Here is a 25,587-nt window from a genome sequence, read left to right on the forward strand (position 1 = left end):
CAGCTTCGCGGGCCAGCTTCTCCTCTACTTAATCCGCAAGGGTATAAACAAATATGGACGCAAAAGCAGTAGAAGAATTGATCGCACAGTACGCACCCAATGCGGCCGCCATCGGGATACAAGCAGCCACTGCGCTAACCCTGCTACTGGTCGGTTACTGGGCCGCAAAATTTGTCTCCGGCCTCACCAGCAAAGCAATGGTAAAACGCAGTATCGACGCCACGCTTACCAATTTCATCTCCAAGTTAGTGTTCTGCATTATCTTTGCTTTGGTAGCCATTCCGGCCTTAGCTGAAGCAGGTATTCAAACCGCATCCGTTATCGCCGCCTTAGGTGCCGCCGGTTTAGCGGTTGGCTTGGCCTTGCAAGGCTCGCTGGCGAATTTCGCCGCGGGCGTATTACTCATCGCGTTTCGCCCATGCCGCGTAGGTGATTGGATCGATGCCGGCGATTGCTCCGGCACAGTGGAAAGCATTAGCTTATTTTCTACTATTTTACTTACCGGCGACTACAAACGCATTGTCATTCCCAATGCCAGAGTCATGAGTGGCCCGATCACCAATTACAGTGTCATGCCCCGCCGTCGGATTGATTTAGTTATAGGCATCTCCTACGACGCTGACATGCGCACCGCCATTAAAATTCTAGAAAAACTAATTCAAGCTGACGAACGTATCCTTAAAGACCCAGCGTCAACCGTCGCTGTATCGGAGCTAGGCAACTCTTCGGTCAACTTAATTTGTCGTCCCTGGGTTGCCACGGCCGACTATTGGCCAACGCGTTGGAAAATGATCGAAGACATCAAAACCGAGTTTGACGCAGCTGGCGTAGGCATCCCTTACCCGCAAATGGATGTGCACTTTCACAAGCAAGACTAAACGCTTTAACCGCTGACAGAGAGCGCCTGCGAGTCGCTCTCTGTCAGTCCAAGGCCAACATCTATCTCATCAAAAGGTACACAATGAACTATTTTACTAGCACTCTGGTAGCTGCAGCTGCCACCGTGGCAGCCAACGCCGCATTCGCCCAAGACGCGGCAACTAAACTCTGGAAAGGCGATGTCGAGTTTGGCTATTACCAGCAGGATGGCAATACTGAAGAATCCAGTGTTGTCAGCAAAGCCAATGGCAAACGCAAGAACGGTCAATGGACTTACGATATTTCTGCAGAGGCACAAAATAGTGAGACCACTGGCGTGAGATCTGCCGAGCGTTATTTTTTAAACAACCGCTTGGCTTATGACTTCAGCGAGTTCAATTACACCTTTGGTTACGCGTCTGCTGTTAAGGATCGCTTCAGCGGCTTCGTCTATCAAGCAACGGTGGCTGGTGGCTATGGTCGCCGACTATTAAAAAGCGACCGAATTACCTGGGACGCTGAAGTGGGCCCCGGTGCCCGTGTAAGTGAGTTTGAAACCGAAAGTGACGCCGGCGACGGCCAAATCACCGAAGCAATTCTTCGCATGTCGACCGACTTCGCTTGGGCTCTATCAGAAACCGCTACATTTGAGCAAAAGCTAACCGTCGAAAGTGGTGACGAGAATACGGTTTCAAGATCGATAACATCATTAAAAACTAAAATAGTTGGTGGCTTAGGGCTAAAGATCAGCTACACCATGGAATACAACGAAATAGTGCCCAACGACACCGTGCATATGGATCGCGAAACTGCGGTTACCGTGGTTTACAGTTTCTAAACGCACTTCCGATCGCTATTTTCGCGAACAAGCCAAATCAGCGATCGAGAATCTAAGCCTAAGAGTGACATGACAAATTGCGCAGAAGTCAGCCATTTACTCATGTCATTCTTACATTTAAAAAGCGGCTCGGCCGCGCAGCGCCAATAAGAACTTTCCTTTCCACCCCTACCCCCCCTACTACCGCTAGCAAACTTTATACATAGCGATCTAACTCATCTTGCAGAGCGACGGTATTCATAACGCGAAGTTGCCCATATGCAAGCGCGATGGTGCCATCTGCCTCTAAGCGTTTTAACTCTCGACTAATGGCTTGCCGCGACACACCCAGCATTTTTGCCAGATCCTCTTGAGGAAGATGTACATTAATCAACACGCCGGGCTTGTCATCTTCCACGCCGTAAAACCTCAGCAACTCCAAAATCCGCTGTGCTAACCGTGCAGCCAAAGGAAAAAGTGCTACGCCTTCGACATAACTCAATGCCAAACGCAGCTTTCGGCACAGCATGGGAATAAAGTATTGGTATAGCTCTGGCTTTGACTTGAGCAAGGCATTGAATCGCGCACTGGGTAAAAATAATACCGCGCAGTCACCCATTGCGAAGGCGTCGAGGCTTCGTGGCAAACCATCCAACAGAGATACTTCGCCAATCCAATCACCAGGCTCCACCAACATGACCAGCAACTCTTTACCGTCTCGGCTGCTATTGCTCAGCCGAATGCGCCCTTGCACCACCCCAAACAGGCCATCTCCATCGTCACCTTGGGCATATACACACTCGCCATCGCTAAGTTGTTTTAGCACACTCACCGCCATTAACTCTTCCACTACATCTGCGGGCAAGCCTGACAGAAGCGGATTGGCGGCCAGAATTTCACGTTTATCAATCACTATATAGGTCCGTTATGCTAGGGTCTGTTGGCAGTTATGCTGATATCCAACAGTGTAACTTTGTTGACAGATTTTTCGATGCAAAACGTCGACACTGAGCTATAGATTAAAATTGCACCTAAAAAATAGGGATCAACGCCCATGGCAACAAACACTCCACTCAAAGATCGTGTCTCCGCAGAAGAATGGCAGCTGCGGATAGACTTGGCAGCGGCATACCGCCTTGTCGCTCTCTTCGGCTGGGACGATTTAGTTTTTACCCATATTTCCGCGCGGGTACCTGGTCCAGAACATCATTTCTTAATTAATCCCTACGGTATGATGTTCGAAGAAATTACCGCTTCGTCATTGGTAAAAATAGATTTGCACGGCGAAAAAGTTGAAGATTCACCTTATCCCGTGAACCCCGCGGGATTCACCATTCACAGCGCGATTCATCAAGCCCGTGAAGATGCCCACTGCGTTATGCACACCCATTCTCTAAATGGCGTCGCTGTGTCCGCTCAGCGCGACGGTGTACTCCCCTTGTCGCAACAATCCACACTCGTATTAGCCAGCCTCGGTTATCACGATTACGAAGGCATTGCCTTGAGCGAGGATGAAAAACCCCGCTTAGTAGCAGATCTAGCAGATAATACCTTTCTGATGCTGCGCAACCACGGTCTGCTTACCGTCGGCAACAACCCCGCGGATGCCTTCCTCTCTATGTATATATTTGAAGCCAGCTGTATGATCCAAGTGCGCGCACTGGCGGGCAATCGCGATTTGACACCCATCAATCCCGCCATTGTTGATGGCGTAAAAGAAGCCGCCAGAATTGTTACCGGCGGACTTTTCGGCGGGATTGCCTGGCCTGGATTACTCCGCAAATTAGACCGCCAAAACCCCGGCTACGCAGAATAAAAGGAGCTCACTATGACTACCACAAACAAGGATTTACAGCATTTTAATAGCTTTGCTGAATTCTACCCCTTCTATTTGGCAGAACACCGTAATACTACCTGCAGACGCCTGCATTTTATTGGCAGTACGCTGGTATTAGCCCTGTTAATCAGCGTAATTGCAAGCCAGCTCTGGGCCTTACTATGGCTAATACCGGTGATCGGCTACGGCTTCGCCTGGATTGGTCACTTCTTTTTTGAGCACAATAAGCCGGCCACGTTTAAACACCCGCTCTATAGCTTTATTGGTGATTGGGTAATGGCCAAAGACATGCTGATCGGCAAAATACCCTTCTAATCACCGCGCTATTTAGGGATTGAACCCCGGCTCCTGTTATTTGGACTATGCTGTGTGATGACATCACACAGTAACCTTCACAAATAGGAGCCGAAATGGACATCGTCCTAGTTACCAGCTTTCTCAAATGGTGCTGCATCATTAATTTCAGCGCACTGCTGTTCAGCTCCCTCGCATTCTCGTTGATGCCCGGCTTCATTTATCGAGTGCACGGCCAGCTGTTCAAACTTTCACAGGACGCGTTTAATACCACGATCTATCAGTTCTTAGCCTTGTATAAAGTGCTTATTTTAGTCTTTAACTTCGTGCCGTTTTTAGCCCTCTGGATAGTCCAGAGCTGAGCTTGTTTTTGCCAAGCGAAGATAGTGCGCTAGAATCCAAGGCCAAAAATTGTTTAACTTGGATCATCAATGAAAAAAAACAGCCTATTTGTCCTCTGCCTTTTCTTAATTGCGTGCTCAGGAAAACCGAGCGACCGCCAGATTGAGCAACTAGTCTCAGACCGAATGCTAAGCGACGGCGGTGCCGAAACCTACACTATCTCTGATTTTGAAAAGACCAACGGTCTGCTTAAAAACGAGCAGCTCTATATCGCCGATATTCGTTACCAACTCACATTTAAAACAAGCTTTGAAGAACTCAGCGAGCAAGTCATAAATACGCCAAGTGAATCTCCCTTCGAGACAGTCGGTGCCGGCTTCAAACTCATGACAATGCGCATGCAATACGGTGACTTTAAGGCCGGTGACGCCTTCGTCAAAGAAGACCGCGTAGAACTCGTTAAAACTGAGCAAGGCTGGCGTTTAGACGACTATTAAACAGCGGGATAATTCACACCACACAGCAGCCCAATTAGACCAATGCCACGGAATTTAGATATCGTGTAATAAATACTCTATGATGTGACACTATGGAGTCGACGCCCCACTCAAAAATAAACAAAGGGGAAGCATGAGAATGGTCACTAAGGCCCAATTTGCGGCGTGCTTTATCGTTAGTATTGCCGCCAGCCTGCTCGGTTCGGAGGAAGCGCGCGCCGAGGTAGATGGCTTCCAAGATAGCTATTTTGCCGAGGTCAATGGCAGCACATGGATTCTGCAACTCGCACCGAATAAGACCTTCCAATCCCTGGTAACGGCAAAGTTACAGATGGGCGATACCCGTGAACGCTACCTGCTAATGGGTGGACTGAGCGGTAATCAAATTTCCGGTAGTTATAAACCGATACTCGGCACAACAGCGACCTTTGACGGCGAGCGAAGGTTTGAAATAAAACGTCTCTCTGAAAACAGTCTCCGCCTCAGCCTAAAGGATAAAAGCGGTAAAACTGGCCAGCAATTCGATTTCACATCTAATGCCGCGCAAACCCCTATTGATACCGCCATCATCGGAACTTGGCTCACCATCGCCGAGCCGGAAGGCAATTTAGACAAGCCTTACTCTGGTGAGCAATGGGCCGTTCGATTCATGGAAGATGGCACCCTATGCGAAGACAGTTATACGGTCGACACCCGCAAGCCGCAGGTCGAACAAGATCCATGTTTAAACGCCCAAGCACGTCGCTGGAAAGCCGTTGATGGCAAGATATACACCGCCGACAATGAAGAAAATTGGGCCCTGCAATTCAACTATCGCCTGATGGGAGGACGCATGGTGGTGAGCTATCCCGGCGGAAAACGCCGCGTGGCAAATATGGCTGACGGCTTAAGATTAAGTGCGGATAGCCGCTAACAACTCCGCCGCGCGATAATCACGGCGGCCACCCTGCTCTGCCAACTGAATCAAGTGCCGTATCCGCTCGTTGACCGGCACTGGAATACCGTGTTCTGCAGCAAGCCGTATTACCTCACCATTTAACCACTCAACTTCCGTTTTACGGCCCCGCTCCAAGTCCTCCCACATAGAAGACCGCGCCAGTGGATCAATGGCGAGCATAGGTTGCGCGAGTCGTTTAAATATCAAATCTGGCAAGCTCAATACTGCAGGCAGCCACTGCGCGGGTACCGCCGTTAATTTTTGTACTGGGATTTTCGCTGCACTGATCGCCGCCAAGGCCTCACGCTGAGAGGCAGCTAAGCAACGCCGGTAAGCTCGCTGCGAAAGTTGATCTTTTAGCCCAATACCGGACAAGGCATTGATAGGGTTGTTTAAATTTAATAGCAGCTTAGACCACAGCACCGACAACATATCATCGTGAGTTTCAAAGGGCGTGCCACTCGCTTTAAAAAAACCGGCTAACTCACGTACAACGGGCGCATCTTGAATAATAACTTCGCCATCGGTACCCGCGTGAAAACAGCCCTTCTCTCCCTGCACAACATTAAATGCAATCATGCCCGGCAATACCGAATTTCTAGGCATCGCTTGCTGCAAGATCGCCGCATTACCAACACCATTTTGCAAACTAATCACGGTGGTTTTTGAGGCTAATACCTTGGCCAGGTCCGCCGCGATCGCAGCAGTATCACCAGATTTAACCGTTACGATGACGCAATCTCGATCCCCCATCGCCGCGATATCCGTGTAAAAACACAAGCGTGCCGCCGGAATATGGTGATCCAAGCCGCGAAAATCACTAATTCGCAAACCGTGCTCCGCAACCGTTTCAGCGATCCGCTCACGCCCTAAAAAGCTGACATCTGCACCACCCATGGCTAATGCGGCACCCACGTAGCAACCGATACTTCCTGCACCCACTATTCCCACTCGCAATGACATCAACGTCTCCATATGTTTTTATTGTGAACACTATCAAACTATTTTCTCGCGCAATTTATCCCTTAATACCGATAAGCTAAGTCAATTCCATAACTCAGTGGATCACCCCACAGCACCGATCGATCAGCGTGCGGCAGATTATCGATCGCGTAGCTTTCATACTCTTTATCAAGTAAATTTTTACCCCATAGGGCGATACTCACACTGCCCTTGGCAAAGCGAATTTCGTCTAAGCTCAAGCGGGCATTCCACAATTGGTAGTCACGTAAAATGGTATAAGCCTTCTGAACATCACCACCACCCAAACGGGTATCCATATAGCTGGTATTGATATTGAACTGTAACAGCGCAGTTTTACCTCGCCACGCAATCCAGTTAGCAGATGCCGTGTAACTATTTACCGGCGCGGCCGAGAAGGCATAACGCTGAGTTACATCGTTGCCAAAGCTATCGATGACTTCGGTAATTTCGGCATCGAGATAGGCGTACTCCATGGTCACAACAAGATCGTCATTAACTAGTGCGGTCACGTCAAACTCAAAACCGGACATGCTGGCCTTACCCGCATTTAAGACCTTGGTGTCGGCTATCGTGCCATTGAGGATAAAGTTCATTTGCATATCGTCGAACTCGGTCCGATAAATATCGGCATTTACCCGCAAGCGCCCTCCCATCCATTCACTCTTTATTCCCAGCTCCGCAGTGCGCGCCTTTTCTTCTCCAAAACCATCGGCAAAGCCAACGCCGTAATCGATACCGTCAGAGGCAGGGCCTTGATTACCGTCTAATTGCGGATCCCGAGTATTAAAACCGCCGCTTTTATACGCCTCAACTAGCTTGCCGTAGATATTGATATCGTCATTAATTTCGTATTCCGTCAATAAACTGAAAGAGTCATCTTTAAAACGACGATCGCCAGAAGCATTGTCAAAACGCCGATCACCTGGAAGACCCGCCTGCATAAAAACAGGACCGAGTACGGGACCAAGCACCGGATTTTGCACAAGCTCGGCCAACGGCAACACCAATGGCACACCATTAAGCGGCGAGTACTCAATGAATACCTCGTCACGCTGGTTTTTTAGGGCGTAGCGATGATCCCGTGAGTGGCGAGCGCCAAGGGTAATATGTAAGCGCTTATCGAGAATATTCGGCGTCCAGGTAAGTTGGCCAAAGGCAGCCATCGCCTGATTATCAACGTCGTATTTCTGACTTAGAAGATTGACGATATGTGCATCCTCAAAACCATCAACAGGTGAGGTCAGCTGCAGATGGAGAGGACTATTATCCTCAACCGCCGACTCCTCAAAATAGTAAACACCCAGGATATACTCTATTCCCCAGTCATCAAGGGCATCACTAAACTGAAATTCATGGGAGCTTTGATGCTGGCGAATTTCCGGCCTTACCAATGGCGTCGCACCACCCGTCGCAAACTGCGCCGCTGGCCCATCGTAACTATTGGTGTCCAAACGGTAATCTGGCGCACCAAGCCCACCACCCAGGTCGGTGTACGCAGCGTCTTTTAACTCCCGATAAGCACCAATATACTTAAATTCACCAAAGCCAGTATCCGCATTAATAATGAGAGCATGCCCTTCAATATCACTATTTGACGCTTCGAGCGGCGAAGTGGTCGCTAATGAGCTAAGCCTCGCACTGCCAAAGCGACTGCGCGCTTGGGCACTGTTCTTGACGGCATTAGACTGACCTTTATTGCCATTGGGATCCGGCGGCGTTACAGCCTGAAAGGTGTAATTGTAATATTCAAGCTCTGAGCGGTCGTAACTATAATCCAGCCGAAGTTGTTCGCTAATATCCCAACCCAAATCAAAACGCAGCCCTTGAGTATCGCGGTCACCAAAATCGCCACCGGGACCAGTATTTTCTACAAAGCCATCGCGGCTTTCCGTCAGATAAGCAAATTTGAACGCCAAGGTATCAGCAAGAGGTAAATTAACACTTGTCTTAGATCGAAATAGCGCCTGGTTGCCCGCAGACAATACTTGCGCGAACTCGGCTGCCTCGGTATTCGGGCGACGAGTAACTAGGTTAATAGCCCCACCAGTGGTATTGCGGCCGTATAAAGTGCCCTGCGGTCCGCGCAAAATTTCTATCCGTGCCAGCTCCGCAACATCCATCGAGGTCCCGCTCGATCTAGCGATATAAACACCATCGATATATAAGGCCACCGGCGTGTCCTGCGTGACCTGAACATCACCAATGCCAATGCCGCGAATATATATTCGCAGGCTTCCACCATTTATAGGGAAGGGCTCAATAGTCAAACCGGGTACTTTGCTCGCAATATCCTTTAAGCCACTAATGCCTTCTACCGTCAGGCGCTCTTCATTAAAAACGGTGAGTGAAATAGGCGTGTCTTGCAAAGACTCGGTCTTCTTCCGGGCACTCACCAACACCTCTTCGAGCCGCAACTCTTCCGCCGCCCAGCCAATATTGGGGCTCAACAGGGAGCCTACTAGTGTACTAAGCAATAATAAGGGCCGCGCTGAAAGGGGTTTGTGGACGCCAAGTAGGTTCACCGAGGGAGGAAATCTATTCGCGCATTTAAATGTCATCGCATTCCAATTCTAAGAAGTTCTTCTGAGGTTTACGTCTAAATAACAGCGCTTACGCGAAGGAATAACAATACCACATGCTCGCCCAACAGGAACCTCAACTTGCCCTAGCGCGCCTCAGGGAAATTGCGCATATCTACAAGCGCTCTCAATGTGTAGTGTAGCCAACGGCAATAGAATTTATGCCCAGTAAAATCAGACCCGTTGCAAGGACAAATTGTCACGAAGCGGTAACTGTTATTGCTGAGATGCTTTCTATAAAATGGATCCACGCGAATAATAGATACCCGAGGCCTACCTCCCATGCCCGAGCACGTACAGCGTGAAAACAAGATCACTGAAACTCTGCCGCCACGACTGTGGATGCAGACTATTTTGTTTTCCAGCACCTTATTAATTGCACTGATTGGCGTACCTTGGTACGGAATCACTCACGGATTTACATGGACTGGCTGGCTGGGCTTTTTCCTTATTCTCGGCGCCAACGGCATGTCTATTACAGCCGGCTACCACCGTCTGTGGGCTCACAATAGCTACAAAGCCCACCCCATTTTAAAAGTGATGTTTGCATTATTCGGCGCGGCAGCTACCCAAAACAGCATTCTCATTTGGGCCTCTGGACATCGGCGCCACCACCGTCATGTCGACCATGTTGAGCAAGACCCCTACTCAGCAAAAAAAGGCCTTTGGTACTCTCATATTGGCTGGATGCTGCGTGACTACCCCGCAAGCAGCGAGGACTTCTCTAACGCCAAAGACCTGCAACGCGATAAAATTGTCATGTGGCAACATCGCTACTATCTCCCGTTAGTATTGTTCATGAACATTGCGCCCGCAGTCGCCCTCGGCTTTATCACCGGTCATATGCTGGAAAACATCCTGCTAGCTGGGGTACTGCGTTTGGTTGTCAGTCACCACACTACCTTCTTTATCAATTCCCTCGCGCACTTTTGGGGCCGCCGCCCTTACACCGACGAGAACACTGCGCGTGACAACGACTTCTTAGCACTGCTTACCTATGGTGAGGGCTACCACAACTACCACCATATATTTCAAAATGACTATCGCAATGGTATCCGTTGGTGGCAATACGACCCGACTAAGTGGCTGATAAAATCAGCTTCGTGGATGGGGCTCACTTGGGATTTGCGCAAGATTCCCGACTTCAAAATTCAACGCGCCATCATGACCATGCAGTTCAAAAAGGCGGAGCAAGCCCTGCGCAATCGCAAAGGCAGTGATAGCAACCAATTTACCGCGTTTCTAGAACAAGAGTACCAACTGTTTTGCGACCACTTAAATGACTGGAACACAGTAAGCCAGCGCTGGATGGAAGCTAAACGCGACAACCTTGCCGCTCAAAAAGATGCACTACAGCTCAATCTGGCCGGCAAAAAAGAAAGCCTGCAGCAAAACCTACACGACGCATGGGAACATGCGACTCTGCGCAGCCGCTTAAAAGAATTAGAGTACGCACTAAAAATGCAACGCAAGCGTCTGCAAATGCTGACGATGGAAATGGCCTAACACCCTTTCGAAAACAAATATCTAATATCGCTCTAGCCTCAGCCCAACTGAGGCTAGAGCGATGCTTTAAAGCAGACAACTTATCTCAACATTTTTTAATCAACTCAACATCATCCTTCATAAACATTTAAAACCCTTAACTTAGGAAAAAACGAATGCTTATTACTGGTGAGTGCTTTTGCGGAAGTGTTAAGTATCAAATAGATGGCAAACTTAAAGACGCGCGCTCCTGCCACTGCTCGCGCTGCCGCAAAACCTTTAGCGCACAGGCATCAGCTTACGCTCTGGTAGACGTCGACGACTTCAGTTGGATTCAGGGACAAGATTTACTAACGAGTTATGAATCTATGCCCAACTTCGGCCTACAATTTTGCAGCAAATGCGGGTCAACACTCTGCGGCACCCACAACGGGGAAGTACACGGGGTGACACTGGGCTGTATCAACGGAGACCCAGATATTGAAATTGGCTACCACTTATTTGTAGGGTCAAAAGCCAGCTGGGAAGTTATACCACCGGGCATTACTGCATTCACGGAAGGTCCAACGGACTCCAACTGAAACGCGGCCACAACGAACAAAATAAGCCCTAAATTCCCGCCGGTATCTGGGGCTCAATCAATTTGACCACGCACATTAAATGCCGGGGAGGCTAACTCGCCCTGCCACAATAGCGTGGCATTACTATCCATTCCCGACATCACAACCGGTGGCCGATAAACCATTCTAAAGCGCTCATTAGGCGCAGCGGCAGCAATCGACGCCGAGCCAGCTACGCCTTCTTGCAATACATACCAACGCGGCAAAGCCGTGTCCAACTCTACGCGATACTCCTCGCCCGGCTCCAAATTAATGACGTCACCCGGTTTAAAAACAAAGGGATTACAACGGGTGTTGGCCATACTATAACGCCGCCCAGTATCACCTTCAGTTTGCAATGAAAAACCACAGTGCATTTCATTATCGGCCAGCTGCAGCAGTGAATCCGAGACGTTCTTTAAGGTCACAATCAACACCGGACTGCGCGTCGGCGCGCCTTCACCACGATCTTCATTTGCACCGGCAATTTGCTCTAGACGAATTCCAATTCGGCTCCAACGATAATTCGTTAACACCGCACTACCACTGCTACCTACTGCTAATTCTACCTCCATAGGAATTTGGAGATCATCGCCGGAACCCCGCTTGCGCTCAATTTCTATCCCGCTGCCCTGCTGCACAAAATACTGTTCAATACCATAGCGAACTTGTATCTGACCGCCGCTAGCTTCTCGACTCACCCTACCGCGCAGAAAAAGACCACCACTGGGTTTGCGATCGCTGAGATAATCCAGCTGGTAGACATCTGTCGAACTGGGTTTCAAAACCGCGTAAACGATAGTTTCGCGCTTTAAGGACTCAGCCGACACCGAAGATCTAAAACGAGTGACATCGATGCTATTCAGCGAATAACTCAGTCGCACAAAATCGCCTCGAAAGGGATCTCGTGGATCCACCGGTGCCGTCCGCAAAAATATCCTTTCGCCATTGTGCCGAATCCACTCTCGCTCCCCACCCAGATAAGCCAGCACCGCGACCTGGCCTAACACGAGAAGCACAACCAGGATTTTACGCATGGGGCTTCTCCAGTTTTTTACGGGTGCTCTGCTTGGAATAGCGCAAGCCGATTAAAAATAGTAACACCCCCAATAGTAAAAAGACGGCGGAGCGCGCCAGCAAGCTCTGGAATAAATCGGTAAAACGGGCAGCGCCCAGCAGCACTAACATCACGCACCCCAGTGACAAAATCCGCCCCTTGAGAAACTGGGTGCCGCGATATACGTACAGCAAGCCATAAGCCAAAAATACGATATTAAATATGCCTCTACTGAAGCCATTCACATCCAAACCAACTACTGCCGGCAATACCACCACCAATAACACCAGTAGCACTAATCCGCTCTCCAACCACTGATCTAGCGTTTCGGGTCGGCTTCTCGATCGCGCAACGGCAATCGCCCACGCGAAAACAGCGACGAATAAGGGCAGGAGCACGTACAGCAAACCAAACCCTGCTAGCTGCGACATTCCTAACAGCGGCGAAAGCCCAATGAAGCTACCGATAAAAATTAATGGCAGCCAAAGCGAGCTGGCAACAATCTTCACCACATACGCACTTTCAGGATATGCACTCACCGCCGCCAACTTAGCCAGCGCAAAATAGCTAATTAACAACAGCAAACCAACTGCAAATAAATATTTTTCGCCAATACCAAAAACAGAAAACGCATAGGAAAGAGGCAGTGCTAACAACACCACCGCCAGCAGCGAAGCAGAACGCTGCATGTAAGCCAGCGGCAATATCAACAAGAGTAAGGCAAAGCTTGCAAGGGGTATATGCAGACCAAATTCAAAGGTCTCAAGACCGCTCCACAACAGCAATAAAATAGTTGCCAAAGCTGCGTGTGCTGTCGAAGGCAATGCCCAAGCCAAGGCCAATGCCGCCACACACCAAAGCAGAAAGCCATCAGGATAGTGAGCATCAAAATGGTAGATTTGCGCTATTAACCAAATGCCGGCGCCAAAAATCATGGTGCCTAATAGATGAAGACTCTCTGTTATCCGGGGGTTCGACTTGTCACTTTTCGCCATTAATAAGGCTATACCGTGAGCGCCAACAATCCCTAGTCCGATAGCAGCCATTTTTGCAAAACGGTGCATCCCCTCCCAGTTGTAGGCAAACAACAGAATGACGCCAAGCCCGAAAACGCCTGCGCCAAGGACAGCAAAAATAGCCTTTCCCCACGCGATATCACTTTTCGGACGGTAGGCTACAAATGCTGGATAGCGAGCGTATAAGGTACGTGCCTGTTCATCAGTAATAATACCCTCTCGCAGCCACTGCGCTATTTCGGCGCGTAACCAAGGGTTATTGTTATCCATATTGCTCCCGCAGAATATAATTCGCCGGACAAGCGTCCCAGCTTCCCTCGCATCATTATGAGCAAACGGCTTGCAGTATTAAAGAGGGAAATGGGGAATGTAACTAATCGTGGTTTGCGCTGAGGGTCAAAACTGGGGCATAAAAAAACGGTGTCGTTAAACGTAGTTTATTACGTCCCACAACACCGCAACGCTAAAAGCGAACAAAAAAACTAAAATAAGCCGGTTATTTCTTAAACCAGAATCGACGACGCTCGATCTTAGCCTCTTCTAAACCGGTCACAACTGCAACACCGAGCAACCTCCATTCGCCGTAAATCATTTGGTAAAGTAGGTCAAAGTTCACCACCTCCGGCGGCACCGCAAACTTACCGCGCATGCGCAATAACCCAGTCTCGGCTATCTGAGGTGAGATTTCGTACTCAGGGTTGAGCAGTAATACACGACTTAAATCGACACCCGACTGGCGTAATCCAGCAAATAGCTTGGCAACATCTTCAGCGCTATTCTTGCGCTGAAACTCTGGAGCCGCTATTTCTCTAAACACCGAATAATTCAAGGTGTCATTTGCCTGCTCAATCGCGATAAATGTTGACCACACGATTTTCGCTGCTTCCCCGGGGTCAAACATCGTGACGTTTTTATCAGCGTGCGCATTCATCACACTTAGCAAAAAAGCGCACACCATTAACGTCGATCTAAACATATAAAGCCCCCATTTTCCGGGGGCTTTCGTCAAACGTATTACCATGAAGCGGTCATCCCAACACGGCCACCTACAGTAGAATTACTTTTACCGCTGCCGATACCAAACTCAAACTGCACGGTTTCGCTTGCGCGAATTGCACCTGACAGGGCGGTGGCTTCCTCACCTTCAAAGTAGCCTGCCCCGATGCTCAAGGCAAATCTTTGATCGACCGGAACATACGGTGAACTCAAGGCCATCGCTAATGCGATACCGCCGCGGTTCTCCTCGATCGCATCGCGGTTTTCCTGAATCTGACTAAATGTCGCGCCGCCATCTGTCGCCAGATTGCCGTTTGCGTCGGAAGTGACAAACTCAGTGGGACCAGACTGCGCCGAGCGACTCGCTGCGGAGGTAATACCCGGAGTAGTGTACGTGCTCGAGGCAGTGCCCAAAACCACTTGGTTAGCCCGCGTGGTTGTCGCACCAGCGCCGATTGCCACCGAGTTGTCTTGTCCCGCACTAGCACCATCACCAATCGCAACAGAACGAGCGCCACCGGCCACCGCGGCTTCACCCACCGCTACCGAACGAACACCATTCGCCTGTGCTAGATGACCCAGAGCGGTTGAGCGCTCTGCATTTGCGCCTGACTGCCAGCCGTAAGCGGTCGCACCTGGACCGGTTGCAACAGACTCGCCGCCAACGGTAGTTGTGGAGTTGCCATTCGCTACCGCCATCGTACCAATAGCCATTGCATCGGTGCCCGTTGCACTGGATTGATTACCAATCGCGACCGACTCAAGGCCCTGAGCAGTGGCTGCTTCGCCGACCGCTGTTGAACGAATACCATCCGCTTGCGCCAAATGACCCAAGGCAGTAGCACGCTCGGAGTTAGCACCAGACTGCCAGCCAAACGCAGTCGCACCTGGACCCGTGGCGACAGATTCACCGCCCACCGCCGTGGTCGAATTGCCTGTTGCTATGGCTGTGTCGCCCAGCGCTAAGGCATCAACGCCATTGGCAATACTTTCATTGCCGATAGCCGTTGCATTGTCACCCTGTGCATCCGCGTTTTCACCAATCGCGACTGAACGAACGCCAGTCGCCGTCGCTAAATGACCGACAGCCGTAGAACGTTCACCCGATTCTGCACGCCAACCAAATGTGCTAGCACCTGGACCTGTGGCAACAGATTCACCGCCGACTGCGGTTGTCGAATTACCATTGGCAACCGATTGCGTACCAATCGCCATTGCATCAATTCCTGTAGCCGACGCTTCGTTACCGATGGCGCTAGCCTGCTCGCCCGTTGCAGTAGCGGCTTCGCCCACTGCCAATGTGCGATCGCCGGTTGCAGTGGCAAGATGGCCCATTGCATGCGCGCGCTCGCCAGTGGCATTGGATTTCCAACCGAAGGCCGTTGCTGCAGTGCCATTTGCAATAGATTCCCCACCAACAGCGGTGGTGGATGTTCCAGTAGCCATTGTCGTATCACCAATTGCCAACGCATCGGCACCATTTGCGATACTTTCATTGCCGATAGCGGTTGCGTTGTCACCCTGCGCATCTGCGTTTTCGCCGATCGCGACTGAACGAACACCGGTCGCCGTCGCTAAATGACCGACAGCCGTAGAACGTTCACCCGATTCTGCACGCCAACCAAATGTGCTCGCGCCTGGGCCCGTGGCAACAGATTCACCGCCCACTGCGGTTGTCGAATTACCATTGGCAACCGATTGCGTACCAATCGCCGTTGCATCAATACCTGTAGCCGACGCCTCGTTACCGATGGCGCTAGCCTGCTCGCCCGTTGCAGTAGCGGCTTCGCCCACTGCCAATGTGCGATCGCCGGTGGCTGTTGCAAGATGGCCCACAGCATGTGCGCGCTCACCAGTGGCGTTCGATTGCCAGCCGTAAGCCGTCGCAGCGAGACCATCGGCCACTGATTCACCGCCTACTGCAGTAGTCGAATTGCCGTTGGCAATTGATTGCGTACCAATCGCTGTTGCATCAACACCTGTGGCCGACGCTTGGTTACCGATGGCGCTAGCCTGCTCGCCCGTTGCAGTCGCGGCTTCGCCAACCGCCAATGTGCGATCGCCGGTTGCAGTGGCAAGATGGCCAACCGCATGTGCGCGCTCACCAGTAGCGTTCGATTGCCAGCCGTAAGCAGTTGCTGCCAAACCATCAGCAACTGATTCTCCGCCAACCGCCGTGGTTGAATTGCCATTGGCAATCGATTGCGTACCAATCGCGGTTGCATCAATACCGGTAGCGGACGCCTCATTACCGATGGCGCTGGCTTGCACCCCCGTCGCGTTGGCTGCTTCGCCAACCGCCAATGTGCGCTCACCCGCTGCAGTGGCAAGATGGCCAACCGCATGTGCGCGCACACCAGTCGCGTTCGACTGCCAGCCGAAAGCCGTTGCTGCGGTGCCATTCGCGATAGATTCCCCACCAACAGCGGTGGTAGATGTTCCAGTAGCCGCTGCCGTGTCACCAATTGCCAACGCATCAGCACCATTGGCAATACTTTCATTGCCGATAGCCGTTGCATTGTCACCCTGTGCATCCGCGTTTTCACCAATCGCGACTGAACGAACGCCAGTCGACGTCGCTAAATGACCAATAGCCGTAGAGCGCTCACCTGACTCTGAGCGCCAACCAATTGCCGTTGAGCCAGGACCAATGGCCTCAGCTTCACCACCTACCGCGGTCGTGGAGTTCCCACTCGCTACGGCATCGGCGCCAATGGCCACCGCGTCGATTCCCGACGCTTGCGCGCCCAATAAGTCGGCGTCTTCAGGACCATCACCACCAATGGCAACCGCACCATCATTAATCCCAGGATCTGTGTCTGCGGTAACTGCACCGTCACCACAGGCCGTATTGCTTGGATCGCCACCGTCATCCGGCGCGGTTATCAGTGTTCCACTGGCATCTGTACACTCAAATGCAGAGCTTTCATTGCCTCCTAAAAGCAGCGGCAGTGTAATAACTGCGCTCAATAATGCCCCACGCACTCGCACCTGAAAGGTCGATTGCGTATCTCCAAAAACATGGCGCCATCGTTGTTCACTAATTTTCATTTTTTTGCCTCCATAGGCATTTTGTGGGTCTTAGCTACATGAATTTCTGCCTGTTTAAGAAGCAAATAGGCGAGAAAAGAAAAAGAATAGGGAGAGAAATTCACTGAAATAAAACGCGTTAGACGACTTAAATTAAGAAAAGACAGTACCGGCACAGGCATCGCGAGGCGCAATGCGGGATCTATATTCTTTGATTTTCCATGACGAATACGAGTTGAGCACAACCCATCCAGCACAGCGCCAGGTTGCGCAGTGCTCAGCAAGTCCTTATTAGAAAATCCAGCCATTGTCATATCTTGGGCAAATCCGTTCCCTGAATATCGCGACAATCATCGTCACATTATTATTTTATGAGAATGATTACGTGCTCAACTTGGAAACGGATCAGTGCCCGATCAAAAAAGTTTATAATTTTCTAAAACGGCTAGATCAGGGGATAGATTACGGCCAGCGAATGAAAAAATGGCGCCATCGTATTAATGTGGTAGAGAGCATAATTTGGACAAGCGCCTAAGACATCTCCTCCATTACTCGCTCAGCGAAACCGTGGCCGGCTTCCGCATAAAGATTGAAGGTAATGCAACCCAAACTAATTAACTCCTCTTGCTGGTCAGGAAATCGCGAAACAACCGCAATTTTTCCTTTATAGTCAAGATGTTGAAGCATTTTAACAACATCGATATTCTCAGAGTGATTGGTAAGACTAACCAATATCGTCTTGCGTTTATGCAAATCAGCACGCTCTAGAAAATCACGGTCACTCGCATCGCCCGGCACGCAGGACACCCCAGACAAACGGAGCTTTAGCGCTTTATCGGCACTCTCCTCCACGCCAACAATTTTATTGGGGTAGTGCTGACTTAAATACTCATATGCGCCGCTGCCGATACGGCCCATACCAAAAATGACAATTTCTGCATCACCCAGATCAACGGGCCGCTCCTGAATCAGTAATTCGCTGCGTTCCAATTTTTGCAGCCGGCTGGCAAGTCGCCCGTAAAGCAGATGCACATGTGTATTGAAAGGCACCGCAACAAATAGGGACAGCGCCATTGCGACTGCCAAGGTAGTAAGCCAGACCGCCGGCAACTGCCCACCTTTAACCGCCATAGCGGCAACAATTAAGCCAAACTCACTGTAATTGAACAGAGAGAGACCAACGAGTAATGAAGTCCGCGCGCGCAGTCTGAATGTCAGTAGCAGTAGAAAATAAATCAGTGGCCGAAGAAAAATGAGCAAACCGATGGCACACGCAACTAACAGCATCTCACCGCTGGGCAAACCCGAGTAACCGATACTAAGAAAAAATGCTGTCAGGAAAATATCTTTGAAATTAATGAGGCTTTTATAAAGTTCGACGCTCTTTGAAATATTAGACAACAATACCCCAAACAACAATGCCCCCAAGCCCGCTTCCAAGTGCAGCATGTCAAATAATTCGGCACTGCCAAGCGCTACCGCGATACCAAATAAAACTAATAATTCACCGTGACCGGCCTGCTTAAGAAAAAAAGCTAAAAGCGGCCGAAGCAATGGTAAGCCGAGTAATGCAAACGCCCACGGTGACGGCGCATGCTCGGCAGATAAGACTAAATAGCTAACCGCAAAGATGTCCTGTACAACCAAAATACCAATTGCTATTTTGGCGTGCAGGGCTGCACCTTCCCCGCGCTCATCAAAAATTTTGACGGCGAACACGGTGCTTGAAAACGATAAAGCAAAGGCTAGCATCCACGCGACCGAGGTTTCCACCTCGGCAACACCGGGCAACAGCCAAGGTAAACTCAACAGCATCGCAGCGGTTAAGGGCACCACAATAGCGGTGTGTAAAGACGCGGTGGCCCACACTTGTGGCGCAAGTAGTTCTCTTAAATTGAGTTTCAACCCAATGGTAAATAGCAGCAGGATAATGCCCACTTCCGACAGCGCATGAATGACTTCGGCGTCGCCGATCTGCAACCCACCCGCTATAAACCCCGCCACCAGATAACCAAGCAACGGCGGCATACCCGCGCGTCTAAAACCCAAACCTGCTACAAAGGCTAATCCCACTATGATGGGTTCTATCATCGATACTTATCCATATCCCGGAGATCTTTGCACGAAAGTTATTTTGCCCTCTGCCTGTGTCAGAGTCGCACTCAATCGGTCATTTATGAGTATAAACTCTCTCATACCGCGCGCCTTTCCTTGCCAGCGAACAAAATTCCGGCTCGTGCAAAGGTCTCTCTATTTTTACAAAATCAAGTCTTGCGCGGCATTTTTGGCAACAATACCGGCGTAATATTTTTGTACTTTATATACTCTGGCTCTGCACCCCAGCGCTTATCTGCGCGCTCTTCTAACAAGGGAATACCACTGACCTTAGTGAGTAAAAAGATGACGAAGCAAGGTGAAAGCAAGCCCAATAGCATCCAGCCATTTAACACTGGTAGTGCCATCACCGCGACGCCAACCCACACAAAAATTTCGCCAAAATAATTCGGGTGTCGCGACCACGCCCACAAACCCTCAGTGATAAAGCGACCGTCGTTCGCTGGATTGGCGCGAAACTGTCGCTTTTGCCAATCTGCAAGACTCTCAATAACCATCCCCGCCAGCCAACAACAACTACCCAATAGCGCAAATAGTCCAAGACCGTTTTCGGTGCTGTCGGCGCCAATTGCCAACAGCGCGCATAATTGAATGAGAAATATCCACACGCCCTGTAACGTCCAGGTCAGCAAAAATCTGAAAAAATGCGGTTTAATCTCATCAAAACGACCATCACCACCCTCTTTCAAAATTCGCAGGAATAAAAAACTGCCTAAGCGCAGAGCCCAAAATAAAATGCAGGCTGCGAGTAAATAACTACGCGCATCTGCCCGCTCAGCTAGGGCAATAACAAATACAACCACGGCAATATTAGTTAGCGCACCGATTAAATCGTAGTAGCGCTCGGTTTGAAAAGCATAGGCGTGAAGAAACCCAAGCCACTGCGCAATCATCGCGAGCACCAAAGCCCATACCGGCAGGGCCAGACCATAAATGGTCGGCATTCCAGACGTAGCCAGCATCGCGATGCCGCCCACCAAGATAAGCAGAGCAATAATAGTGAACAAACTGCGTATAACAGAATTCATATCGTGGACTAATTTTCCTTGCCAAACCTTGCCCAAGTCGCACTCGATGCTCGCGCGCTAAGCCGGCGCAACAAAAGGGAAGCGACTCCCGCCGCCTCGTTGAAAGCAAAAATTCCCGGAACATGACTTGTCCGTGTCGAACTTCGGCTAAATAACTATATCCGCTGAATTTCAGCACACATATGGAATGATCATACCTGCTAAGCAGGCCAGCACAAGAATTACCGTCTATATATTAGGTATATAGGCTAAATCTGCCGACTAATGATCTTGCCGAAATCAAGTCTTGCCCCCGAGCAAGACATCACGCAGCATAAGAGTCGAAAACACAATAAGGACATAGTAGATGCCAGATAAATCAAAATTGCGCGGAGCTAACTTCCCATCTGCCCGCGAGGAAATGCCTAGCAACCAACAGGACATACCTGCCGCCTACCGACTGGCTTACACCGACCAAGATTTTTTATTACGTGAAGAACTGCGCGGCCTGCGCTTTCACTTAGAATTACAAAAGCCCGAAATGATATTGAAAGAGCACGGCGTTGAATCAACGATCGTTATTTTTGGTAGCGCCCGCTTTTTATCACCGGAAGACGCAGATGCCGCACTCAAAGTCGCCGAAGCTGACGGCGAACCAGCCAAGATTCGCGCCGCAAAACGCGAGCAGCGCAATAGCCACCACTATCAACAAGCGCGCCGTCTCGGCGAGCTTATCGCGTCACATTCAGCAAATTGCGAGGAGAGCGAACAGCTTTATGTGGTAACCGGAGGGGGCCCCGGTATTATGGAAGCCGCAAATCGTGGCGCCATGGAAGCGGGCGGCAAGTCTATCGGATTAAATATTGTATTGCCCCATGAACAGGAACCTAACCGCTATATCAGTCCCGAGTTCTGTTTCCGTTTTCACTATTTTGGCATCCGCAAAATGCACTTTATGCTGCGGGCAAAGGCCGTCATTGTCTGCCCCGGCGGCTTTGGCACCTTCGACGAGTTATTTGAGGCACTCACACTGATTCAAACCGGTAAATCCAAGCGTGTACCGATCATTCTGATTGGTCACGAGTTTTGGCGTCAGGCAATTAATTTAGAGTTTTTGCGCGACGAGGGCGTCATCAGCCCGGACGACGTCAATATGATTTCTATTGTGGATACTGCGGAGCAAGCTTGGCAGCATATAGTCGATTTCTACCAACTCAGCCCGGGACAATGTATAGGCTGCTAAGCTTGTGGCATAGACAAACCAAGCATTTGGAGCCCATGCTTATGATATAATGCGGGGCTATTTTTCAGTGAAAATGGTTTCGCATGTCCGCCCCTATCGTACGTTTTGAACACATTCGTTTTGCCTACCAACTCGACCCAATTTTAGACAACTTCAACTGGCAGTGGCCGCAGGGCCAGCATGTCGCTATTTTGGGCGGTAATGGCGCAGGCAAAACCACATTGGCCAAACTTATTACCGATACGCTACGCCCCAATAGTGGCGACGTCATTTTTGCCGACAACATTGGCCCCGCTGATATTGCCCATATTTCCTTCGACTTACATCGCGAATTAATGGAACGCGACCGACGCTTAGACGACAGTGAAACCCGCGACGACGCCTTCGACGTAGGTACCACAGTTAAAAACGTGATACTGCAGGGGCGCACACCCAATGCCGACTTTCATCAGCTGTGCGAGCGTTTAGGCATTAAGCATATTCTTGAACAAGGCATTCGCTTTATCTCGACCGGTGAAAGCCGAAAAACTCTATTAGCACGGGCACTATTTGCCAAACCCGCCGCCTTAATACTCGACAACCCCTTTGAAGGTTTAGATGTAAAAGCACAGGCGGAAATGCACAGCCTGCTAGCTGAGCTCGTCACCTCGAGCACCCCACTGGTATTGCTGACCAAAGACGCGAATGACATACCCGATGGCATCGATACCGTTGTTAAAATGGAACACGGCAAAATACTCGGTGAACTCAGTGCCAGCGATGCCAAACAACAGGCGACGGCAGTGCATCACTATGCCAAACCCCTGCCAATCACCGAGGCGCCAGCGCACCCCACAAACACGCCCCTGCTTGAACTGAAAGACATCAACGTCAATTTCCGCGGCAAGCAAGTGTTAAGCGATATTAACTGGACCTTGATGCCCAACCAACACTGCTGCATTAGTGGCCCCAACGGCGCGGGGAAATCGACACTGCTAGGCCTATTGTGTGGAGAAAATGACAAGGCCTACGGCCAGCACGTTTTTTTATTTGGTCGCCAGCGCGGCAGCGGTGAAAGCATATGGGACGTAAAAGCCCAATTCGGTTTGCTGAATACCAATATGCAGATGAGCAATTTAAAGCGCACCAAAGTTATTGACGTCGTAGCCTCAGGGCTGTTTGATTCGGTGGGGCTGTATAGTGATTACAGCGAAGCGCAGCGCCAGTTGCTGGTGGCTTGGCTAGACGCCTTAGAACTACTGCCGCTAAAAGAACAGCGCTTCGACCGCCTATCCTTTGGCGAGCAGCGCATGGTTTTGCTGGCGCGGGCCATGGTGAAATCGCCGCGGATTTTAATTTTAGATGAGCCCTGCATTGGCTTAGACAATGAACAAAAATCCAAACTCTTGGGAGCGGTCGATCAAATTGCCACTCACGGTGAAACGCGAATTTTATTTGTCAGCCACCGCAGCGAAGACGTGCCGGATTGTATCAACCAATTTATGAACTTGGTGCCGTCTGATAAGGGCGGTTACACCGCCCAAATCCGCGAGCGCGCTTAGTCAAGGTTCCAAGGGCTAGTCAAACACGCCCTTGAACCACTGCCACATTTTCTCGCCGTCTGGTGCGCAGCCACCGTTTTCCGTTGGCGCGCTGCCGCTCATAAAGGGCATATAGCGCGCACCCTGACACCAGGACTGAGTCAGCTTTCCAGATTCGCCATCGACCCATTGATACTCCACACCGGCCACCTGCGAAAACGGCATTTGCTCGGTGCTCGCCTCGGCCATAAATTGTCGCCACACAGTCAATGCGCCACTGGCACCCGTTAAGCCAGACGACGCATTATTGTCCAAGCCCATCCACACCACCGCCATATAATCGCCGGCAAAGCCCGCAAACCAAGAGTCGCGCGTATCATTACTGGTGCCCGTTTTTCCCGCCACTCGGTAATCCTTGGGCAGTACATTGTAGACCCCCTTACCGGTGCCTTCGCGCACGGTTTCCAGCATCGCATACTGCAATACATGCACGGCAGCGGGGTTAACAACCTGCTTGGGTTTTTGCGGGTAGCGCGCTAATAATTTACCGTCGCTATCGGTAATCGCATAAATAGTACGCAGCGGGGTGTATTTGCCGTCAGCCGCAATAGTCTGATACATCGCTGCCACTTCGATAGGGGCTAATTCCGCCGCCCCCAGCAACATCGACGGCACTTGTAACAAGGGTCGCTGGATACCCAGGCGCTGGAACATATCCATCACCTTATCTAAGCCCACATCCATACCCAAACGCGCGGTAGCTAAGTTGTATGAGTGCGCCAATGCCGTATGTAAAGGCACATTGCCGTGGGACTTGCGATCGTAGTTAGATGGCTTCCAAAGTGAACCATTAGCATTGGGAATAGAAACAGGCTCATCGGATACGCGGGTCAGCAAACTGTAATAGCGCGGTTGATTAAGCGCGGCTAAAAATACCGCGGGCTTTGCCAGTGAGCCGATTGGCCGCAAGGCGTCGAGTGCGCGATTAAAGCCGGCATAGCGCGGGCGCTTGCCACCGATGACCGCAACGACATCGCCGCTATTCACCCGCGTGACCACCATCGCAACTTGCAAATCTTTTTGACGGTCTTCCAAACGCGCCAAGGATTTCACCGTGGCTTTTTCGGCCCTGCGCTGCAAAACCGGATCAAACGGTGTGAAAATTCTCAGACCGCTGTTTTGTAAGTCATTGCTCTGGTAGTCGCGACTGAGTTGACGGCGTACTAAATCCACATAGGCTGGGTAAACGCCATCCAAGGCCGATGATTTAGCGAGCTCTAAGGGCTCTTTTTGCCAAGCGGCCAACTGCGCTGGCGTTAACCAACCCTGCTCAGCCAACTCGCCCATTACGATATTACGACGGTTTTTTGCGCGCTCTGGGTGCCGCCAAGGGTCATAGTATGAGGGTCCTTTTACCAAGCCAACCAGCATCGAGATTTGCGCGAGATTCAGCTCATCCAAGGGTCGGTTAAAATAATGTCGAGCTGCCAGACCAAAACCGTGAATCGCGCGATTACCCTCCTGCCCAAGATAGACCTCATTGATATACGCCTCTAAAATTCGATCCTTGCTGTAATGCATTTCGGTAAGAATCGACATGATCGCTTCCTTACCTTTACGCCACAGACTCCGCTCATTGCTGAGAATCGTATTTTTCACCAATTGCTGGGTGAGGGTACTCCCGCCCTGCACCGTGCGGCCCGCCTTAATATTCGCCAAAAATGCCCTCGCGATGCTGCGGGGCGAAATACCGATATGGCTGTAAAAATGCTGATCTTCAACCTGTACCAGGGTTTCCACTAGCATTTGCGGCACTTCAGCCAAACTTAGCATAAGCCGATCTTCGTGACGGCCAGGATAAACACCGCCAATCACCATCGGGTCTAATTGGTCTTCGGCAATTCGTTGACCCAAGGTATCGCGCACCACCCCAACCGTGGTCACCGCCATATCCAATTCTATTTTGCGTGCGGGTCGCTCACCGTCGGCAAAGTCAAAAGGCCGTAAATAGATGGAAAAATGATCACCTTGCCGATTATAGGTTCCCGGCTCGGTAACAAGCTTCCTGGAGCGATAGCCCAGCTCGCCCAGCTCAGACTCAAGCTCATAGGCAGTCAAAATTGCCCCCGTCGCCAATACTAGGGGGCGGGCGTAAACCTTGGCGGGTTGCTCATAACGCTTTGCGTCAAATGCGCCGCGCACTTTCGCGTCACTGTAGGCAAACAAAATAAGCAGCAGGACGATGCCCACCAAGGACACCTTTAAGCCCAGACTCAACCAGGGAATATTCCGAAACTTACTGCCACTGCGCTTAGGGGATTTCTTAGACATTCATCACAACCAGATAAAATTCATTGATACACATAACACTTTA

Annotated in this window: 22 protein-coding genes; 11 read left to right on the top strand and 11 right to left on the bottom strand. The window is 50.5% G+C overall.

Going from position 1 to position 25,587, the window contains the following annotated elements; translation table 11 throughout:
* The first annotated feature begins 53 nt into the window (after positions 1-53).
* Both KXJ70_RS04730 and KXJ70_RS04735 read left to right on the top strand, forming a co-directional pair.
* Entirely contained in the window at positions 54-878 is an 825-nt protein-coding gene (locus KXJ70_RS04730; RefSeq protein ID WP_219042291.1) for a mechanosensitive ion channel family protein, read from the top strand.
* A gap of 83 nt (positions 879-961) precedes the next feature.
* On the top strand, positions 962-1,696 hold the full coding sequence (locus KXJ70_RS04735; protein WP_219042292.1) for a DUF481 domain-containing protein: 735 nt from the start codon (positions 962-964) through the stop codon (positions 1,694-1,696).
* Between the two features lie 196 nt (positions 1,697-1,892).
* Here KXJ70_RS04735 and KXJ70_RS04740 read toward each other — a convergent pair whose 3' ends face one another.
* The gene (locus tag KXJ70_RS04740; protein ID WP_219042293.1) at positions 1,893-2,588 is read right to left on the bottom strand and encodes a Crp/Fnr family transcriptional regulator; all 696 of its coding nucleotides are present in this window, start codon (positions 2,586-2,588) and stop codon (positions 1,893-1,895) included.
* A gap of 141 nt (positions 2,589-2,729) precedes the next feature.
* On the opposite strand from KXJ70_RS04740, the gene KXJ70_RS04745 reads away from it, so the two are divergent.
* The 5 genes from KXJ70_RS04745 (at position 2,730) to KXJ70_RS04765 (ending at position 5,558) form a co-directional block, all read left to right on the top strand.
* Positions 2,730-3,491: a class II aldolase/adducin family protein gene (locus KXJ70_RS04745; protein ID WP_219042294.1), complete on the top strand. Its 762-nt coding sequence runs from the start codon at positions 2,730-2,732 to the stop codon at positions 3,489-3,491.
* A 12-nt stretch (positions 3,492-3,503) separates the two neighbouring features.
* Entirely contained in the window at positions 3,504-3,827 is a 324-nt protein-coding gene (locus KXJ70_RS04750) for an Mpo1-like protein (protein ID WP_219042295.1), read from the top strand.
* 95 nt (positions 3,828-3,922) lie between these two features.
* Complete coding sequence (locus KXJ70_RS04755) at positions 3,923-4,168, top strand: DUF6868 family protein (protein ID WP_219042296.1); 246 nt, start codon at positions 3,923-3,925, stop codon at positions 4,166-4,168.
* 69 nt (positions 4,169-4,237) lie between these two features.
* Positions 4,238-4,645, top strand: coding sequence for a hypothetical protein (locus tag KXJ70_RS04760; RefSeq protein ID WP_219042297.1), 408 nt, complete (start codon positions 4,238-4,240; stop codon positions 4,643-4,645).
* A 139-nt stretch (positions 4,646-4,784) separates the two neighbouring features.
* Positions 4,785-5,558 carry a hypothetical protein gene (locus tag KXJ70_RS04765; protein ID WP_219042298.1) on the top strand — a complete coding sequence of 258 codons (774 nt, stop codon included), beginning with the start codon at positions 4,785-4,787 and terminating at the stop codon, positions 5,556-5,558.
* Here the strand turns inward: KXJ70_RS04765 and KXJ70_RS04770 are convergent.
* Positions 5,538-6,545 carry a 2-dehydropantoate 2-reductase gene (locus tag KXJ70_RS04770; protein WP_219042299.1) on the bottom strand — a complete coding sequence of 336 codons (1,008 nt, stop codon included), beginning with the start codon at positions 6,543-6,545 and terminating at the stop codon, positions 5,538-5,540. The two genes, KXJ70_RS04765 and KXJ70_RS04770, sit on opposite strands and share 21 nt — an antisense overlap.
* Positions 6,546-6,607: 62 nt before the next feature.
* Positions 6,608-9,013: a TonB-dependent receptor gene (locus tag KXJ70_RS04775; protein ID WP_255558189.1), complete on the bottom strand. Its 2,406-nt coding sequence runs from the start codon at positions 9,011-9,013 to the stop codon at positions 6,608-6,610.
* 414 nt (positions 9,014-9,427) lie between these two features.
* Here KXJ70_RS04775 and KXJ70_RS04780 point away from each other — a divergent pair, with 414 nt between their 5' ends.
* Both KXJ70_RS04780 and KXJ70_RS04785 read left to right on the top strand, forming a co-directional pair.
* Positions 9,428-10,651 carry an acyl-CoA desaturase gene (locus KXJ70_RS04780; RefSeq protein ID WP_219042301.1) on the top strand — a complete coding sequence of 408 codons (1,224 nt, stop codon included), beginning with the start codon at positions 9,428-9,430 and terminating at the stop codon, positions 10,649-10,651.
* 155 nt (positions 10,652-10,806) lie between these two features.
* Entirely contained in the window at positions 10,807-11,211 is a 405-nt protein-coding gene (locus KXJ70_RS04785; RefSeq protein ID WP_219042302.1) for a GFA family protein, read from the top strand.
* Positions 11,212-11,264: 53 nt separating this feature from the next.
* Here the strand turns inward: KXJ70_RS04785 and KXJ70_RS04790 are convergent, their stop codons facing one another.
* The 7 genes from KXJ70_RS04790 to KXJ70_RS04820 form a co-directional block, all read right to left on the bottom strand.
* Positions 11,265-12,266, bottom strand: a complete 1,002-nt coding sequence (locus tag KXJ70_RS04790) for a GDYXXLXY domain-containing protein (RefSeq protein ID WP_219042303.1) — start codon at positions 12,264-12,266, stop codon at positions 11,265-11,267.
* Entirely contained in the window at positions 12,259-13,572 is a 1,314-nt protein-coding gene (locus tag KXJ70_RS04795) for a DUF2157 domain-containing protein (RefSeq protein ID WP_219042304.1), read from the bottom strand. The genes KXJ70_RS04790 and KXJ70_RS04795 overlap by 8 nt, the downstream gene beginning before the upstream one ends.
* A 226-nt stretch (positions 13,573-13,798) precedes the next feature.
* Positions 13,799-14,278: a hypothetical protein gene (locus KXJ70_RS04800; protein ID WP_219042305.1), complete on the bottom strand. Its 480-nt coding sequence runs from the start codon at positions 14,276-14,278 to the stop codon at positions 13,799-13,801.
* A 38-nt stretch (positions 14,279-14,316) separates the two neighbouring features.
* Complete coding sequence (locus tag KXJ70_RS04805) at positions 14,317-17,349, bottom strand: YadA-like family protein (RefSeq protein ID WP_219042306.1); 3,033 nt, start codon at positions 17,347-17,349, stop codon at positions 14,317-14,319.
* A complete protein-coding gene (locus tag KXJ70_RS04810) occupies positions 17,346-17,636 on the bottom strand; it encodes a hypothetical protein (RefSeq protein WP_219042307.1) in 291 nt (96 codons plus the stop codon). Before KXJ70_RS04810 ends, KXJ70_RS04805 begins: the two co-directional genes overlap by 4 nt.
* Before the next feature lie 223 nt (positions 17,637-17,859).
* Positions 17,860-19,419, bottom strand: a complete 1,560-nt coding sequence (locus tag KXJ70_RS04815) for a cation:proton antiporter domain-containing protein (protein ID WP_219042308.1) — start codon at positions 19,417-19,419, stop codon at positions 17,860-17,862.
* A gap of 173 nt (positions 19,420-19,592) precedes the next feature.
* A complete protein-coding gene (locus KXJ70_RS04820) occupies positions 19,593-20,471 on the bottom strand; it encodes a DUF1295 domain-containing protein (RefSeq protein WP_219042309.1) in 879 nt (292 codons plus the stop codon).
* A gap of 346 nt (positions 20,472-20,817) precedes the next feature.
* Between KXJ70_RS04820 and KXJ70_RS04825 the strand changes: the two genes are divergently transcribed.
* Both KXJ70_RS04825 and KXJ70_RS04830 read left to right on the top strand, forming a co-directional pair.
* Positions 20,818-21,693, top strand: a complete 876-nt coding sequence (locus tag KXJ70_RS04825; RefSeq protein WP_219042310.1) for an LOG family protein — start codon at positions 20,818-20,820, stop codon at positions 21,691-21,693.
* A gap of 83 nt (positions 21,694-21,776) precedes the next feature.
* Positions 21,777-23,234: an ATP-binding cassette domain-containing protein gene (locus tag KXJ70_RS04830; protein ID WP_219042311.1), complete on the top strand. Its 1,458-nt coding sequence runs from the start codon at positions 21,777-21,779 to the stop codon at positions 23,232-23,234.
* Positions 23,235-23,249: 15 nt separating this feature from the next.
* Here the strand turns inward: KXJ70_RS04830 and mrcB are convergent, their stop codons facing one another.
* Positions 23,250-25,544: a penicillin-binding protein 1B gene (mrcB, locus tag KXJ70_RS04835; protein ID WP_219042312.1), complete on the bottom strand. Its 2,295-nt coding sequence runs from the start codon at positions 25,542-25,544 to the stop codon at positions 23,250-23,252.
* Between the last annotated feature and the right edge of the window lie 43 nt (positions 25,545-25,587).

Source organism: Zhongshania aquimaris (assembly GCF_019312595.1).
In the GTDB taxonomy this organism is placed as follows: domain Bacteria; phylum Pseudomonadota; class Gammaproteobacteria; order Pseudomonadales; family Spongiibacteraceae; genus Spongiibacter; species Spongiibacter aquimaris.

Bases quoted from the DNA above. Each gene is read 5' to 3' on its own strand.
- KXJ70_RS04830 (WP_219042311.1), top strand. From the start codon at position 21,777: ATGTCCGCCCCTATCGTACGTTTTGAACACATTCGTTTTGCCTACCAA.
- KXJ70_RS04770 (WP_219042299.1), bottom strand. From the start codon at position 6,545: ATGTCATTGCGAGTGGGAATAGTGGGTGCAGGAAGTATCGGTTGCTAC.
- KXJ70_RS04745 (WP_219042294.1), top strand. From the start codon at position 2,730: ATGGCAACAAACACTCCACTCAAAGATCGTGTCTCCGCAGAAGAATGG.
- KXJ70_RS04795 (WP_219042304.1), bottom strand. From the start codon at position 13,572: ATGGATAACAATAACCCTTGGTTACGCGCCGAAATAGCGCAGTGGCTG.
- KXJ70_RS04815 (WP_219042308.1), bottom strand. From the start codon at position 19,419: ATGATAGAACCCATCATAGTGGGATTAGCCTTTGTAGCAGGTTTGGGT.
- KXJ70_RS04765 (WP_219042298.1), top strand. From the start codon at position 4,785: ATGGTCACTAAGGCCCAATTTGCGGCGTGCTTTATCGTTAGTATTGCC.
- KXJ70_RS04755 (WP_219042296.1), top strand. From the start codon at position 3,923: ATGGACATCGTCCTAGTTACCAGCTTTCTCAAATGGTGCTGCATCATT.
- KXJ70_RS04780 (WP_219042301.1), top strand. From the start codon at position 9,428: ATGCCCGAGCACGTACAGCGTGAAAACAAGATCACTGAAACTCTGCCG.
- KXJ70_RS04790 (WP_219042303.1), bottom strand. From the start codon at position 12,266: ATGCGTAAAATCCTGGTTGTGCTTCTCGTGTTAGGCCAGGTCGCGGTG.
- KXJ70_RS04825 (WP_219042310.1), top strand. From the start codon at position 20,818: ATGCCAGATAAATCAAAATTGCGCGGAGCTAACTTCCCATCTGCCCGC.
- KXJ70_RS04760 (WP_219042297.1), top strand. From the start codon at position 4,238: ATGAAAAAAAACAGCCTATTTGTCCTCTGCCTTTTCTTAATTGCGTGC.
- KXJ70_RS04810 (WP_219042307.1), bottom strand. From the start codon at position 17,636: ATGGCTGGATTTTCTAATAAGGACTTGCTGAGCACTGCGCAACCTGGC.
- KXJ70_RS04805 (WP_219042306.1), bottom strand. From the start codon at position 17,349: ATGAAAATTAGTGAACAACGATGGCGCCATGTTTTTGGAGATACGCAA.
- mrcB (WP_219042312.1), bottom strand. From the start codon at position 25,544: ATGTCTAAGAAATCCCCTAAGCGCAGTGGCAGTAAGTTTCGGAATATT.
- KXJ70_RS04735 (WP_219042292.1), top strand. From the start codon at position 962: ATGAACTATTTTACTAGCACTCTGGTAGCTGCAGCTGCCACCGTGGCA.
- KXJ70_RS04820 (WP_219042309.1), bottom strand. From the start codon at position 20,471: ATGAATTCTGTTATACGCAGTTTGTTCACTATTATTGCTCTGCTTATC.
- KXJ70_RS04785 (WP_219042302.1), top strand. From the start codon at position 10,807: ATGCTTATTACTGGTGAGTGCTTTTGCGGAAGTGTTAAGTATCAAATA.
- KXJ70_RS04750 (WP_219042295.1), top strand. From the start codon at position 3,504: ATGACTACCACAAACAAGGATTTACAGCATTTTAATAGCTTTGCTGAA.
- KXJ70_RS04800 (WP_219042305.1), bottom strand. From the start codon at position 14,278: ATGTTTAGATCGACGTTAATGGTGTGCGCTTTTTTGCTAAGTGTGATG.
- KXJ70_RS04730 (WP_219042291.1), top strand. From the start codon at position 54: ATGGACGCAAAAGCAGTAGAAGAATTGATCGCACAGTACGCACCCAAT.